General features: G+C 63.6%; 12 protein-coding genes. All 12 read left to right on the plus strand.

The genetic code is table 11. From position 1 onward, the window contains the following. Window positions 1-173: 173 nt before the first annotated feature. Complete coding sequence (locus GXP34_07770) at window positions 174-815, plus strand: MBL fold metallo-hydrolase (protein ID NOY55869.1); 642 nt, start codon at window positions 174-176, stop codon at window positions 813-815. Then, window positions 812-2032 (plus strand): histidine--tRNA ligase, encoded by a 1221-nt coding sequence (locus GXP34_07775; protein ID NOY55870.1) that lies wholly within the window; start codon window positions 812-814, stop codon window positions 2030-2032. Before GXP34_07770 ends, GXP34_07775 begins: the two co-directional genes overlap by 4 nt. Window positions 2033-2037: 5 nt before the next feature. Beyond that, window positions 2038-3786, plus strand: coding sequence for an aspartate--tRNA ligase (aspS, locus tag GXP34_07780; protein NOY55871.1), 1749 nt, complete (start codon window positions 2038-2040; stop codon window positions 3784-3786). Window position 3787: 1 nt separating this feature from the next. After that, the gene (locus tag GXP34_07785) at window positions 3788-5131 is read left to right on the plus strand and encodes a replication-associated recombination protein A (protein NOY55872.1); all 1344 of its coding nucleotides are present in this window, start codon (window positions 3788-3790) and stop codon (window positions 5129-5131) included. Between the two features lie 39 nt (window positions 5132-5170). Further along, window positions 5171-5359: a hypothetical protein gene (locus GXP34_07790; GenBank protein ID NOY55873.1), complete on the plus strand. Its 189-nt coding sequence runs from the start codon at window positions 5171-5173 to the stop codon at window positions 5357-5359. Between the two features lie 12 nt (window positions 5360-5371). After that, on the plus strand, window positions 5372-7993 hold the full coding sequence (alaS, locus tag GXP34_07795; GenBank protein NOY55874.1) for an alanine--tRNA ligase: 2622 nt from the start codon (window positions 5372-5374) through the stop codon (window positions 7991-7993). Further along, the gene (ruvX, locus tag GXP34_07800; protein NOY55875.1) at window positions 7993-8397 is read left to right on the plus strand and encodes a Holliday junction resolvase RuvX; all 405 of its coding nucleotides are present in this window, start codon (window positions 7993-7995) and stop codon (window positions 8395-8397) included. Before alaS ends, ruvX begins: the two co-directional genes overlap by 1 nt. Continuing rightward, window positions 8394-9455 carry an endolytic transglycosylase MltG gene (gene mltG, locus GXP34_07805; GenBank protein ID NOY55876.1) on the plus strand — a complete coding sequence of 354 codons (1062 nt, stop codon included), beginning with the start codon at window positions 8394-8396 and terminating at the stop codon, window positions 9453-9455. Before ruvX ends, mltG begins: the two co-directional genes overlap by 4 nt. A gap of 146 nt (window positions 9456-9601) precedes the next feature. After that, complete coding sequence (locus GXP34_07810; protein NOY55877.1) at window positions 9602-10570, plus strand: DUF4388 domain-containing protein; 969 nt, start codon at window positions 9602-9604, stop codon at window positions 10568-10570. Window positions 10571-10585: 15 nt separating this feature from the next. Beyond that, window positions 10586-12271 carry a Flp pilus assembly complex ATPase component gene (gene cpaF / locus GXP34_07815; GenBank protein NOY55878.1) on the plus strand — a complete coding sequence of 562 codons (1686 nt, stop codon included), beginning with the start codon at window positions 10586-10588 and terminating at the stop codon, window positions 12269-12271. Between the two features lie 360 nt (window positions 12272-12631). Next, window positions 12632-13858 carry a type IV pilus twitching motility protein PilT gene (locus GXP34_07820; protein NOY55879.1) on the plus strand — a complete coding sequence of 409 codons (1227 nt, stop codon included), beginning with the start codon at window positions 12632-12634 and terminating at the stop codon, window positions 13856-13858. Between the two features lie 9 nt (window positions 13859-13867). Beyond that, window positions 13868-15088 carry a type II secretion system F family protein gene (locus GXP34_07825; GenBank protein NOY55880.1) on the plus strand — a complete coding sequence of 407 codons (1221 nt, stop codon included), beginning with the start codon at window positions 13868-13870 and terminating at the stop codon, window positions 15086-15088. Window positions 15089-15329: the final 241 nt, after the last annotated feature.

Here is a 15329-nt window from a genome sequence, read left to right on the forward strand (position 1 = left end):
ATCAACATGGCACGAGAGCGTAGCGCCCTCGGTGTCCCCGACCGACACTCCCCTCCCAAAAACCCCGAACCCAGGGCTCAGGGGGGTCGCCACGACCCCCCTGAGCCCTGGGTTCGGGGTTTTTGGGAGGGGAGTGTCGGTCGGGGACACCGAGGGCGCTACGCTCTCGTGCCATGTTGATCGCTTCGGACACCCTCTGGTACGCCCAGACGAACACGTATGTGGTCGCTCCCGATGTGGGAGGCCCAGCGGTGATCATCGATGCTCCGCCCGAGCCGGAGGCGGTTGTCGCTCTCGTGGCCCGTTACGACCTGAAACCGGTCGCCCTTTTGCTCACCCATGGGCACGTCGACCACATGGGCGGCGCGGGAGCCGTCGTCGAGCGAACCGGCGCGCCGGCCTATGTCCATCCCGACGACGACTTCCTCACCCTTCACCCGCTGGAGCAACTCAGGGTCCTCTTCGGGATGACTCCGGACGGTGACTTCGATCCGCCGCGGCGGTTCGAGCATCTTGTGGACGGGGCGGCTCTGCACCTTGCGGGGCTCGATATCGAGGTGCTGCACACGCCGGGCCACACCCCTGGACACTGCTGTTTCCTCCTGCAGGACACGCTGTTCTCCGGGGATCATCTCTTCGCAGGCTCGATCGGGCGAACAGACCTTCCGGGCGGCGACATGGCGACGCTACTGGAGAGCATGAAGGCCAAGATCCTGCCGCTGTCGGATGAGACCGCCGTGTATCCGGGGCATGGTCCCGCGACTACGATGCGTGTCGAACGTCGCAGCAACCCGTTCCTTCGAAACCTCCAGTGATACGCGCACCAAAAGGCACCGACGATATCCTGCCTCCAGTCTCCCGGACATGGCGGAGGCTCCTTCGCGCGTGGGACGATCTGACCGAGCGGTACGGATACGATCTCACGATCACGCCGACCTTCGAAGCCACCGAGGTGTTCTCTCGTGGCGTGGGTGAGGCGAACGAGATGGTCGAGAAACAGATGTACACCTTCGTCGACAAGGGCGGCCGTTCCCTCACACTGCGACCCGAAGGAACCGCATCGATCATGCGGGCCCACCTGCAGGCAGGCGGCAGCGGCATCCGCAAGGCGGCATATTGGGGACCGATGTTCCGGTATGAGCGTCCGCAGGCGGGCCGTCGGCGCCAGTTCTACCAGCTGGGTGTCGAGTACATCGGTACCGGGTCACCGCTCGCAGATGCGGAAGTCATCGAACTCGGCTACCGCTATCTCGTCGCGGCGGGCGTGACCGGGCTGGTGGTCGTGGTGAACTCGATCGGTGACGGCGTCTGCCGTCCCGACTACCTCGAGCGTTTGCGCTCCTACCTGCGAGAGCGTGAGGACCGACTGTGTGCGGACAGCCGGAGCCGGATCGAGACCAATCCCATGCGGGTGCTCGACTGCAAGATGTGCAAACCGGTCGTTGCCGACGCTCCGGTACCGGTCGACGACCTGTGCGACGACTGCCGGCGGCACTACGACCAGGTCAAGAAGACGCTGAGCACACTCGACGTTCCGTATCGCGAGGACCCGCATCTCGTGAGGGGGCTCGACTACTACACCCGGACCGCGTTCGAGTACGTCGCCACCGGGCTGGATGCGGCCCAGAATGCGGTTGGCGGGGGAGGCCGCTACGACGGGCTCGCGGAGACCCTTGGAGGACATTCCACTCCCGGCGTGGGTCTCGCGATGGGCCTCGACCGCATCGTGCTCGCGTCCGATCGTGACGGGACGGACGGCGGATTGGACGTTTTCATCGTTGTGGCAGATCGTCCATTGGAGAACGACGCGGTTCGCCTGGCCTCGGAACTGCGCGAGAGGGGATACAAGGTCGACTTCGATCCGGATGGAAGACCGGTGAAGACCCAGTTCAAGATCGCAGCCCGTCGTGGTGCCGCGAGGGTCCTCGTGGTAGGCGAGGAATGGAAACGAGGGGCTGTGACGGCGAAAGACATGGAGACGGGGCATCAACGGGAGATCCCCATCGAGGAGGTTTCGGAATGGCTGAGCTAGACGGCATGTACCGCAACGCGTACGCCGGAGAAGTGACGGCGGAACGTGTGGGGGAGACCGTCCGGCTTGCCGGCTGGGTGAGCCGCCGGCGCGACCACGGGGGAATCGTGTTCATCGATGTGCGCGACGCCACGGGGATCGTGCAGGCGGTGATCGACCCGGAGCAACTTCCCGGTGCTCATCGGCTGAAGATGGAGTACGTGATCTCGGCGGAGGGGCAGATTCGCAGGCGCCCGGAGGGCACCGAGAATCTCGACATGCCCACCGGTCAGGTCGAGATCACCGTCTCGGAGTTGAAGATCCTGTCCACGGCAGACGCCCTCCCTTTCATGATCGACGACCGGGTCGACGTCGACGAACTCATCCGGCTCGAGTACCGGTACCTGGATCTTCGTCGGCCGAGAATGGCCGCGAACCTGCGTGCCCGTTCGACGGCCCTGAGGGCAATGCGCAACGTACTGGACGAGCTCGGCTTCATGGAGGTCGACACGCCGACCCTGATCCGTTCCACCCCCGAAGGCGCCCGTGACATGCTGGTTCCCTCTCGGCTCCGAAAGGGATCCTTCTACGCATTGCCGCAGTCTCCACAGCTGTTCAAACAGCTGCTCATGGTCGCCGGCGTCGACCGCTACTACCAGGTTGCCCGCTGCTACCGGGACGAGGATTTCCGGAGCGACCGTCAGGTGGAGTTCACCCAGCTGGACGTTGAAGGTGCCTTCTGGGGCCGTGAAGGTGTTTTCGCAACCTTCGAGGCCGTGGTCGTCGAGGTCGTGCGACTCCTGCGCGGGCACGCTCCGACCATTCCGTTTCCCCGCATGACCTGGCAGGATGTCATGGACACCTACGGTACCGACAAGCCGGATCTTCGTTTCGGGATGCAGATTCATGATCTGGGTGCCGTGTTCGCCGACTCGGGGTTCGGCGTATTCTCGTCCGTGCTCGCGCAGGGCGGCAGCATCAAAGGCATCAACGCCGGCAAGCTGGGGCTCTCCCGGTCCGGCTTGGACGGCCTGGTCGAGAGAGCCAGGGAGCTGGGAGCGAAGGGTCTCGTGTGGCTCATCGTGGAGGAAGACGGTCTTCGATCGCCCGTCGCCAAGTTCCTCTCCGAGGAAGAACGAGCCGGCCTGATCGGCGAGTTCGATGCGACCGAAGGCGACCTCTTGCTGCTGGCCGCCGATACGCCCCGTACCGCAGCCGCAGTACTCGGACAGCTACGCATCGACCTCGGCGCGCCGCAAGGACACGACGAGTTGTCATTTCTGTGGGTGACGGATTTCCCGGTGTTCGAGGTCGGAGACGGCGGAACCCTCACACCGGCTCATCACCCGTTCACCGCGCCGCTCGATGTCGACGAGATGCGCGATACACCCGAAACGGCCATTTCGCAATCCTACGACCTGGTGCTCAACGGTTCGGAACTCGGATCCGGCAGCGTGAGGATCCACGATCCTTCGGTGCAGCGGCAGGTGTTCGAGATCCTCGGCATCACCGAAGAGGACGCCGAGCGGCGGTTCGGCTGGTTTGTGAAAGGCCTGCGGTTTGGAACGCCACCGCATGCAGGCTTTGCTCTCGGAGTAGACCGTCTGCTCGCGTTGCTGCAGCAAGAGCGCTCGATTCGTGAAGTCATCCCGTTCCCGAAAACCCAGACGGGGCTCGATCCGATGAGTGGATCACCGACTCCCGTGGACGACACCCAGCTGAAAGAGCTTGGGGTGGAGCTGCGCCCGGAAGTGAAGGCAGAACTCGACGGCTGACATGGACGACCTGTTCGCAGCCCACCGGTCGGAAGTGAAGTCCAAGGTGGCTCCACTCGCGTCACGCATGCGTCCCACGACACTCGACGAAGTCGTTGGTCAACCACATCTGGTGGGGCCTGGTGCGGCGTTCCGCCGCCTACTCGAAGCAGGACGGCCGATCTCGATGATCCTGTGGGGCCCGCCCGGAACGGGGAAGACGACACTTGCACGGCTGGTCGCGGGGACTTCAGGCGCCCGGTTCGAACAGCTCTCGGCGACGGCTGCCGGGGTCAAGGACGTTCGACGGATCCTGCGCGAAGCGGAGCGCAGGCTCGGTGAGGAGAGCCGCCGGACGGTGCTGTTCCTCGACGAGATCCATCGCTTCTCGAAGTCACAACAGGACGCTCTCCTTCCTGGCGTCGAGGATGGGACGATCATTCTCGTGGGAGCGACCACGGAGAACCCGTTCTTCGAAGTGAACTCGCCGCTGATCTCCCGGGCCAGCCTGTTCCGGCTCGAGAAGATCGAACCCGAGGAGCTTGGAGTGTTGATCGACCGGGCGATCTCCGACACGGAGCGAGGATTGGGTGGAACCGGCGTCTGCTTGGAGACCGAGGCTCGAACGGCACTCACCGAACGTGTCGGTGGAGACGCCAGGGCGGCACTGAACGCTCTCGAGATAGCAGCTTCCCTCGCGCTCGGTGCGAAGCGAGTCGAGATCGGCCTGGACGATGTGGCGGAGGCCTTGCAGCGCCGCATCGTCCTGTACGACAAGTCGGGCGATCGCCACTACGACGTGATCTCCGCATTCATCAAGAGTCTGCGGGGTTCCGACCCGGACGCAGCCCTGTACTGGTTGCACACGATGCTCGTGGCAGGTGAGGATCCCGAGTTCATCATGCGCAGGATGATCATCTTCGCGTCCGAGGACGTTGGTCTGGCCGACCGGCACGCGCTGCCCCTGGTGATCGCCGCATCCCAGGCCCTTGCCTACACGGGACTCCCCGAGGCCACCTACGCGCTGACACACGCTGCCCTCCACCTTGCGACCGCCGTCAAGTCCAACACGGTCGCCGTCTCGATTCGCAAGGCGCACGAGGCAGTCGAGGAGACCGTGGGTGCGGACGTGCCGGTCCACCTTCGCTCCGCCGCGTACCCGGGAGCCGAGAAACTGGGGCACGGCATCGGCTATCGCTATCCGCATGACTACGAGGGACACGTCGTTGCCCAGCAGTACCTTCCCGACGAGGCGGTTGGACGTGAGCTGTTCACTCCCGTCGACCAGGGGGACGAAGCCGGTATCAGAGAGCGTATCGCAGCATGGCGACGGTACCTCGAAGGCAAGGAACGGCGTGAAACGTGACGCAAGTGACACCTGGCCGTCTGCACTAACCTGCCTGCCATGATGGTGAGGCTGTGGTGGTTCCTGCTCGGTGCAGGCTCGGGAGCGTGGGGCACGATCTGGTTATTGAGGCGCATGCAGCGGGCGCGAGCGGCGTTGGCTCCGGCGAACGTCGCGAGGCAGAGCGCGCTGGCGGTCGCCGATGTTCTCGCAGCCGGAGGCAGACGTCTCGCGAGTGACCACCGCTAACCTGGGTGTTTCATGGACTCCACACGCATACGTTCATCATTTCTGCGCTTCTTCGAGGAGAGAGACCACGTCGTTCGTCCCTCGGCGTCGCTGATTCCCGTCGATCCCACCCTCCTGCTCACCAACGCCGGCATGGTTCCCTTCAAACCGTATTTCCTTGGTGAAGAGCCCGCACCGTTTCCGAGAGCGGTGTCGGTGCAGAAGAGCTTCCGCACGGTCGATATCGACATCATCGGGACGACGGCGCGACATTTCACCTTTTTCGAGATGCTGGGGAACTTCAGTTTTGGGGACTACTTCAAGGAGAAGGCGATCCCCTACGCATACGAACTCGTCACCGAAGTGTTCGGCATCGACCCGGAGCTGTTGTGGTTCACGGTGTATGAAACCGATGACGAGGCCGCCGAGATCTGGATCGACGGCGTGGGCATTCCCCCGCACAGGGTGCAGCGCCGGGGAAGGGACAACTTCTGGCAGATGGGCGTGCCGGGTCCAGCCGGTCCCTGCTCGGAGATCTTCTTCGATCGTGGTCCCCGGTACGGTGCAGACGGCGGTCCGGCGGTCGACGAAGAGCGCTTCATCGAGATCTGGAATCTCGTGTTCATGCAGAACGTCCAGGATCGGCCGTATCACGTCATCGGAGACCTTCCGGCCAAGAGCATCGACACCGGTATGGGACTCGAACGCGTCGCGATGGTGTTGCAGGGCAAGGAGACGGTGTTCGACATCGATACGGTTCGGCCGGTTCTCGCGGTGGCGGAACGCCATGCCGGAGTCGAATACGGCCACGATCCCCTCACGGACGTGTCGCTGCGGGTGCTGGCCGATCACGGCAGATCGATGACGGTTCTCATCGCAGATGGAGTCGTACCCTCGAACGAAGGTCGTGGTTACGTGCTGCGCCGGGTCCTGCGAAGGGCGGTGCGCCACGCCTGGACACTCGGCGGCAAGGGCGCAGTGACGCCCAAGCTCGTCGAAGCGACGATCGAGGTGCTCGCCGAGGGCTATCCGGAGCTACTCGACAAGAAGAGCTTCATACAAGAGGTCGTCGCCCGGGAAGAAGAGCGGTTTCGACACACGCTCGCCTCGGGTCACAATCTGCTCGATCAGGCACTCACCACCCTGCAGTCCGGAGACCGCCTCTCCGGCTCGGTGGTGTTCAAGCTGCACGACACATATGGCTTTCCTGTCGAGCTCACCACCGAGATAGCGCGAGAGCAGGGCGTCGAGGTCGACCTCGACGCGTTCGAGAGCGAGATGGCCGAGCAGAGGGCCAGGGCTCGTTCCGCATGGCGCGGCGGCGAAGAGGCCGGCGACACCGACTCCTACCGGCGGCTCCTCGATCGGGTCGGACCATCCGAGTTCCTCGGCTACGGCGACCTGATCGCACGTGCCGCGGTGGTTGCCGTGGTCAGAGACGGCGAGTCTCTGGAAGGCGCGGAGGAAGGTGAGACGGTGGAGGTGTTCCTCGACCGGACGCCGTTCTATGCCGAATCCGGGGGACAGGTGGGCGACAAGGGCCTTCTCGAGGGCGAAGGTGTCCAGTGTGTGGTCTTCGATACGCAGCCGGCCGTACCCGGGCTCACGTCGCACCACGTCAAAGTGACGAAGGGTCGCCTCCGGGTGGGGCAACACGTCGAAGCGATGGTCGACTCGGCACGGCGCGAGGCAATCTCCAAGAGCCACACAGGGACCCATATCCTGCACTGGTCGCTACGCGAAGTGCTGGGTGAGCATGTTCATCAGGCAGGATCGCTGAACGAAGCCGGGCGCCTCCGGTTCGACTTCAGCCACTTCGGTGCTCTGTCGCAAGAGGAGTTCTCGGAGGTTGAGCGACTGGCGAACGAGCAGGTGATCGCGAACGCGGCCGTTCGCACCTTCACGACGAGCATGGACGAAGCTCGCAGCCTCGGGGCGTTGGCGTTCTTCGGTGACAAGTATGGAGACGTCGTCCGTGTGGTCGAGATCGGTGGCTTCTCGAAGGAACTGTGCGGCGGCACGCACACTCCGACCTCCGGTCAGATCGGCCCGCTCATCATCCTGGGCGAGTCGTCGATCGGTTCGAACCTGCGCCGCGTGGAGGCCTACTCGGGCGATAACGCCTATGAATATCTGGCCGGGTTGCGCCGCCGCCTGGGCGAAACGGGCCAGATGCTCAGGTCCAAACCCGAAGAGGTCCCGTTGCGGGTCAGGCAGCTGCTCGATCGGACGCGACACCTCGAGGAAGAGCTTTCCGTGCTGCGCTCGAAACTGGAAGCGGAGGAAGCGCAGGCGCTCGTGGCGGATGCCACGGAGATTGCAGGAGTGAAGGTCGTGGTGACTGCCCGAGAGGAGACTCCTCCGGGGCGGCTGCGAGCGCTGGCGTTGGAGATCCGTGACCGTCTTGGCAGTGGGGTTGTCATTGTCGGCAGCAGCCACGGTGGCAAAGGGGCACTCATCGGTGTGGTCAGCAAGGATCTCGTCGCACGGGGTGTCTCGGCGTCCGAACTCATCTTGCCAGGCGCCCGCAAGCTCGGTGGAGGGGGAAGCCGTGATCCCGAACTCGCTCAGGCCGGCGGTCCCAGAGGCGGAGAGCTGAGCGCAGCTCTCGACGCGATCAGGGAAGCGGTTGGAGTGGCGTTGACCGGTCTCTGATGGGCAGCATCCTTGCCTTGGATTACGGAACCACCAGGATCGGTGTGGCGATATCCGACACTCTGCGAATTACCGCACAGCCGCTTGCAGTGATTCAGGTCGAAGAGTTCGAAGAACGACTCCGCGAGCTGATCAGGGATCGTGACGTGGACCTGGTCGTCGTCGGGCTGCCGACATCCCTGGACGGCTCAGAAGGGCCATCGGCCGCCGGAGCACGCCGACTTGCCGAGCGCGTCGGAGCGATTACCGGTGTCACCGTCGAAATGGTCGATGAACGCTTCACGACGGCGACTGCCGAGCGTGTCCTCGTTGAAGGAAACGTCCGCCGCCGCCGCCGCAGGGAGGTCGTCGACAAGGTCGCCGCGGCCGTGATCTTGCACGGCTACCTGGAGACGCTGCCATGAAGAGCGGGGTAACTCGATTGGTCACGATCGCCGTGACCGTTGCCGTGGTCGGCGTCGTCGCCGTCGTAGGAGGGCGCAAACTTGCCGGCTGGGCGGGAGGCCTGGGAAGACCGACCGACGTCACGGCTCCTGCAAACGTCGTTGCCGGCGCGCCGATCACCATCGAGGTTCCCGCGGGATCCGCCGCGAGGCAGATCGGAGTCATCCTTGCAGAGAACGGAGTGGTGCCTTCGGCCCTGGCGTTCGAACTCGCCGTGAGGGGCTCGGGGGTGGCCGAACGACTTCAGGCCGGTACGTACCGGCTCGAGACGGGCATGACGGCGGGCGAGGCTCTCGACGTTCTCCTGCGGGGGCCCATCGTCGACAGTTACCGGGTGACGGTCCGGGAAGGCCTTTGGGTAACGGAGATCCTCGACAGCCTCGCCGCGCAGACCAAGTACGACCGGGAGGATTTCGAAAGCGCACTGAGTAACGTCGACTCTTCCCACGGGTACGGCGGGGGAGGCCTCCGGTCGTGGGAGGGCGGCCTCTTTCCCGACACGTACGAGTTCACGTCGGATGCTTCTGCCGAGGAGATTCTCCAGCGGATGGCGACGACGATGGATCAGCGGATCGAGGCCGTGGATTGGAGCGAGCTCGAGACGCTGGGCTTCAACACGAGGGAAGGTGTCATCATCGCTTCGATAGTCGAGGCCGAAGCAAAGCTCGATGAGGACCGGCCACTGATCGCGGGCGTCGTGCTGAACCGACTCGAGCTCGACATGCCGCTGCAGATCGACGCCACCGTGCTCTACGCGCTCGGAGAGCGGGGCAAGGCGCTCAGTACGAAAGACCTGCAAGTCGACTCTCCCTACAACACGTATCGGGTGCAAGGGCTCCCTCCGACACCGATCGGTGCGCCGGGACTTGCCAGTCTGGAAGCAGCGGCCCATCCGGTCCGGAGCAAGTATCTCTACTACGTCTTGACGGACAAGGCCGGGGGACATTCCTTCGCGGAGACCTACGACGAGTTCCTCGCGCTCAAAGCTCAGGCAAAACGCGACGGGGTCATTCCCTGAGGTGTCAGGTGCGGGGGAACCCCGCATCTCACACTTCGTCGATCGCAGGCGGCCGACTGTTCACGGTCGGCGGTCGGCGTTGGTGCAAAACCCTCAAGCCCCTCGGCGCCAACGCCGAAACCTGACTCCAGAGAGAAGGGTTCGGAATGTCGTTGAGCGGTGCGCTGGAGTCGTTTCCGGTAGTTGAAGTTCTCAAGCTCGCGGGTCGAACCGGGAAGACCGGCGTTCTGCGCGTGGACACGCAAGGTCTCGAAGCGCGGGTGTACCTCACCGAAGGCCAATTGAGTTATGGAACGACCCGGCGAGACGAAGAGTTTCACAGCAAGCTCATCGAGGCCGGTCTGGTCGATCCAAAAGCCTGGGTCGACGTCGAGCGGAGAGAGCGCAGCATCCGTGACATCCTGAGCGAAGGTGCCACCCGGGAGCAGCTCAACGCATTCATGCTCGATCAGCTCGCGGACGTGCTGTTCCGGGTGCTGAGGGAGAGAAGTGGTCGGTTCGCTTTCTCGGAGGATGTCGCCCCACGGTTCGAAACGGGAGTCGAGCTCGACGTGGAACAATGTGTCGCGGAGGCTGAAGAGCGTCTCGGTCGTTGGAAGGAGATCGAGTCGGTGATCCCGGGCGTGGCGTTCCATCTCAGACTCGCCCCCGACGCGGCAGATGACTCCCCGGTAGAGATCGACGCCCAGGAATGGCACATCCTGGCCGGCTTTGTCGGTAGCGGCACCGTCGAGGAGGCATCGAGACAGCTCGGCTGGTCCGAGTTCAGAGCTGCGGAGCTCATGGCGGCCATGGTGCGTCGCAACCTCCTCGTGGTTGCCGATCACAGGCCCGAAGGTCGCTACACCTATGGAGGTGAGTCTTCGCCGGAGAGCGAATCGGGCGCCTCCAAGATCGAGGTGCTCGGACCTCGTCTTCCTGCTCCTCCCAAGGGCGCAGACGAGGAACCGAAAGAGGAGCCAAGGCAGGGACCGGAACAGGGGCCAGAGGACGGATCCGACGGCGAAGTGCTTCGCTCGGCTCTGTCGGACATCGTCATGCCATCTGAACAGCCGCAACCACCCGGACTCAAGCGCCGCCGAAGCCTCGGTGACATCATCCGAGAGGCGGAGTGACATGAGCGAGGAGCAATGACGAGTCGCAGTATGGTCCGAAGGGACTCGGGACATCTCGGCGCGCTTCTCCTCGAAGAAGGAATCGTCACCAAAGAGGCGCTGGATCGAGGACTCGAGATCCACAACGAATCCGGCCTGCCGCTCGCACGGGTGCTGCTGGATGAGCATCTGGTCGACGAGAGAGATCTTGTTCGCGTCCTCGCCCGTTCCATCGGCCTGGACTTCGTGGATCTTCGTGAAATCACGGTCGATCCCGCCGCCGCCTCCCTGATCGCCGAGTCGCTCGCCAGCCGTTACGCGGCGATTCCGATCGGCTTCGAAGACGACCGTCTCGTCGTCGCCATGGCGGACCCGGCGAACGTGCTCGCCATCGACGACATTCGCGCGATTACGGGTCGCGAGGTCATTCCGAAGGTCGCGACGCGCAGCGATGTCGGTGAGGCGATCCAGCGGATGGCGGCGTTGGACACATCGGTGTCGGATCTCGCCGAGCTTGCAGCAGAGGACTCGGACGAGGCTCAGAGCCTGAGTGGACTCGACGCCGCCGCCGACGAAGCGCCGGTCGTCAAACTCGTCAACATGCTGATCACGAGAGCTTCGGCGGATCGTGCCTCCGACATCCACATCGAACCGACCGAGCGGGATCTGCGGGTGCGGTTTCGCATCGACGGTGTGCTGCACGAGATCATGCGAACGCCACGATCGATCACCAACGCCGTCGTCAGCAGGCTCAAGATCATGGCCGACATCGACATTGCCGAACGGCGTCGGCCGCAGGATGGTCGCATCAGCCTGCGCGTCAGCGGTCGTCAGCTCGACCTGCGCGTCTCTACGCTTCCCACGATCTACGGCGAGAAGGTGGTCATGCGTCTTCTCGACACCTCGACGGCTCTCCTCGAACTCGAGGACCTCGGCTTTTCGCACTATACGCTCGAGGGGTTTGCCGCCTCCTACGAGAAGCCATATGGAACCATTCTCGTGGTCGGCCCGACCGGATCCGGGAAGTCGACAACGTTGTACGCAACGCTCAATGTCCTGAACAAGCCCGAGACGAACATCATCACCATCGAGGATCCCGTGGAGTATCGACTGCCCGGGGTGAACCAGGTGCAGGTCAACAGGAAAGCCGGGCTGACATTCGCCTCCGGGCTTCGATCATTTCTCCGCCAAGACCCAGACGTGATGCTCGTCGGAGAGATCCGTGACAGTGAGACAGCCTCGATCGCCATCGAATCGGCACTCACCGGCCACCTCGTGCTTTCGACGCTGCACACCAACGATGCGCCCTCCAGCGTGAGCCGGCTGATCGAGATGGGAGTCGAGCCGTTCCTGGTCGGGTCCGCACTCGACTGCGTGCTGGCACAGCGTCTGGCGCGCCGGCTCTGTGACAACTGCAAGGACGGGTACGAACCGACCGAGGCGATCCTCGAACAGGCAGGATTCGTCGAGGCTCCGGAGACGCTGTATAGGGCTGCCGGCTGCAAGGTGTGCTCGAACACCGGGTATCGAGGCCGGGTCGCAATCCACGAATTGATGACCGTCACCGAAGAGATCGAGCGTCTCGCAGTCGAGCGTGTCTCAACCGATGTTCTCAAGAAGGCGGCGATCGTGGCGGGGATGCGGACGCTCCGCCAGGACGGCATGGTGAAAGTCGCCGCGGGTGTGACGTCACTCGAGGAGATCCTTCGAGTCGTTGTGTGAATCGTTCAAGGAGCGTTTGGTTGGGGCCGAAGCTTCCGTGGGAAGGAGAAACGTGTGAGCGGAGCATCGCGAAAACTTGGAGAGTTACTCGTCGACGGCCGGCTGCTGTCACGTGACGCACTCGAGGTGTTCCTCGAGGAGGAGGAGGCCACCGGACGTCCGCTGGCCAAACTGCTCGTCGAGGGGAACCACGTTCGAGAGGAAGACGTGCTCCAGGCAGTCGCCTCCCGTGTCCGAATGCCGTATATCGATCTGGATGAGGTCTTCATCGATCCACGAGCAGCCGAGCGTCTGGAAGCGTCCAAAGCCAGGTCTCTCGTCGCCGTTCCGGTCAGGGAGGCAGATGCTTCACTGGTCGTCGTGGTCGCCGATCCATTCGGGGAGAACATTCGTTCTCAACTCGAAGAGGCGGTCGAAGGGCCGGTAACGCTCGGCCTGGGGACACGATCCGCGATTCATCGTGCACTCGACCTGATCCACGGACCGATCGAGGACTCCATCGTGGCGGATCCCAGCCGTGAACCCGTCATCGGCGAACTGCTCGCCTATGTGATCGACCACGCTGCATCGGACCTGCACCTTGCCGCCGGAGTCCCACCCCAGGTCCGCATCAACGGCCACCTCCGGGCGATCCCAGGCTACGAAGTACTTCTCCCCGCTTCGCTACGTCGTCTCATCTACGGGATCCTCACCGAACGTCAGCGTGAGAAACTCGAGGAGACGCTCGAACTCGACGGCTCGTATCCGCTGCCCGGTCGTGGACGCTTCCGAATGAACGTCTTCTTCCAGCGGGATTCGGTCGGCGCGGTCTTTCGTGCCATTCCCACGGAGATCAAATCTTTGGAAGAGCTCGGGATCCCAAGTGTGGTCGACGAATTCGCCGATTACCAACGGGGCCTGGTCCTCGTCACCGGTCCCACCGGATCGGGCAAGTCGACCACGCTCGCCTCGATCATCGACCAGATCAACGAGCGGCGGTCGGCACATATCCTGACGGTCGAGGATCCGATCGAGTTCCTGCACCGGCACAAGAAATCAATCGTCAACCAGCGAGAGGTCGGCAACGACACGCTCGGGTTCTCCCAGGCATTGCGTCATGCACTTCGTCAGGATCCGGATGTCATCCTGGTGGGGGAGATGCGGGACCTCGAGACTATCTCGACCGCGTTGACCGCGGCCGAGACGGGCCACCTCGTGCTTGCCACCCTGCACACACAGGATGCGGCGCAGACGATCGACAGGATCATCGATGTGTTCCCCGCTCACCAGCAGCAGCAGGTGCGGGTCCAGCTGGCAGCTTCCCTTCAGGCCGTGATGACCCAGCAGCTGATCGAGACGAGAGATGGAACGGCGAGGGTCCCGGCCGTCGAGATCCTCATCGCCACCCCGGCGATCCGAAATCTCATCCGTGAGACGAAAACACACCAGATCGCGACCGCACTCCAGGCGGGGGGGAAGTACGGCATGCAGACCATGGATCAGGCACTCGCCGCGCTCGTCCGCAAGAGCAAGATCACGTTCGCCCAGGCGACAGAGCGGTGCATGAACCTCGAGGATCTGCAGCGGCTCGTCGGCAGGGTCGCGTAGGAGGTAATCATGGTCGCCACGTTCACCTATCACGTCAGGGACGAGCAGGGGCATCTGCACACCGGCGAACTCGAGGCCGGCTCATCCGGAGCGGCCGCCAAGGCTCTTCGGGACCGCGGGTACACGCCGCTGTCCGTCGAGGAGAAGAAACAGTCCGCACTCCAGAAGGAAATCACGATTCCCGGTCTGAGCGGGCGCATCAAGGCGAAAGAGGTCGCGATCTTCTCCCGGCAGTTTGCGACGATGATCAACGCCGGCCTTTCGCTCCTGCGGTCGCTCGACATCCTCGCCGAGCAGACGCCGAACAAGGCGTTTGCTCAGGCGATCAAGGACGTCAAGACCGACGTGGAGAAGGGGAGGAGCCTCTCCGAGGCGATGCAGCGTCACCCGAAAGCGTTCAACCGACTCTATGTCGCGATGGTCCGTGCCGGAGAGATCGGAGGCGTTCTCGATACGACGCTGCTCCGGCTGGCCGATTCGCTCGAACGTCAGGTGGAAATGCGGGGGAAGATCAAGTCGGCGATGACCTACCCGGTAGCCGTGCTCGGCCTCGTCGTGCTCATCCTGACGGCGATGCTGATCTTTGTCGTCCCCATGTTCGAGAGCATGTACGCAGAGCTCGGCGGCACGCTTCCCTTGCCGACCCGGATCCTGCTTGCCATGTCGGGATTCGCCGCGTCGAACTGGTACATCATCCTGGGAGCCACGTTCGCCGCCGCCTATGCGTTTCGACGCTGGGTGAGTTCGGAACGGGGCCGATTCATCTTCGACCAGATCAAGCTGCGATTGCCGGTCTTCGGTGAGCTCACGCGCAAGAGTTCGATCGCCCGGTTCTCGGAGACACTGGCGTCTCTGACGAGAACGGCGGTCCCGATCCTGCAGGCGATGGACATCGTGGCCGACACCGCCGGCAACGCGGTCATCGCGAAGGCCGTCCGGGACGTACAAGCCTCCGTGAAAGAAGGCGAGTCCCTCGCAGGACCGCTGTCGGAGCATCCGATCTTCCCGCCCATGGTCGTGCAGATGCTGGCGGTCGGTGAAGAAACCGGGGCGCTGGACACGATGCTCGACAAGCTCGGAGAGTTCTACAACGCGGAGGTCAACGCGACCGTCGACAGCCTGACGTCGTTGCTCGAACCGCTGCTGATGGTCGTGCTCGGCGGGTCCGTCGGGACGATGATCATCGCCCTGTACATGCCGATGTTCAACCTCATCAACCTGGTCCAATAGCCTGCGCGGACGGTGAGGAACCCCCGCTTGCGGCTTCGCCGGTCCTCTTTCGGGTTCGTCGTTCCCCCCTGCGGTCGCTTCGCTCCCTGGGCGAGACCTCTCCTACGCCGGCGCAGAGCCGCTGCGGTACGTTCGCCCCAACGGTCGCTTCGCTCCCTGGGCGAGACCTCTCCTATGCCGGCGCAGAGCCGCTGCGGTACTTTCCCCCCTGCGGTCGCTTCGCTCCCTGGCGAAGACCCCC

The organism is Actinomycetota bacterium (genome assembly GCA_013152275.1).
Taxonomy (GTDB): Bacteria; Actinomycetota; Acidimicrobiia; order Spongiisociales; family UBA4744; genus BMS3Bbin01.

Excerpts from the sequence above, each read along its gene's own strand:
- GXP34_07785 (NOY55872.1), top strand. The coding sequence starts at position 3,788 with ATGGACGACCTGTTCGCAGCCCACCGGTCGGAAGTGAAGTCCAAGGTG.
- ruvX (NOY55875.1), top strand. The coding sequence starts at position 7,993 with ATGGGCAGCATCCTTGCCTTGGATTACGGAACCACCAGGATCGGTGTG.
- GXP34_07790 (NOY55873.1), top strand. The coding sequence starts at position 5,171 with ATGATGGTGAGGCTGTGGTGGTTCCTGCTCGGTGCAGGCTCGGGAGCG.
- GXP34_07770 (NOY55869.1), top strand. The coding sequence starts at position 174 with ATGTTGATCGCTTCGGACACCCTCTGGTACGCCCAGACGAACACGTAT.
- cpaF (NOY55878.1), top strand. The coding sequence starts at position 10,586 with ATGACGAGTCGCAGTATGGTCCGAAGGGACTCGGGACATCTCGGCGCG.
- alaS (NOY55874.1), top strand. The coding sequence starts at position 5,372 with ATGGACTCCACACGCATACGTTCATCATTTCTGCGCTTCTTCGAGGAG.
- mltG (NOY55876.1), top strand. The coding sequence starts at position 8,394 with ATGAAGAGCGGGGTAACTCGATTGGTCACGATCGCCGTGACCGTTGCC.
- aspS (NOY55871.1), top strand. The coding sequence starts at position 2,038 with ATGTACCGCAACGCGTACGCCGGAGAAGTGACGGCGGAACGTGTGGGG.
- GXP34_07825 (NOY55880.1), top strand. The coding sequence starts at position 13,868 with ATGGTCGCCACGTTCACCTATCACGTCAGGGACGAGCAGGGGCATCTG.
- GXP34_07810 (NOY55877.1), top strand. The coding sequence starts at position 9,602 with ATGTCGTTGAGCGGTGCGCTGGAGTCGTTTCCGGTAGTTGAAGTTCTC.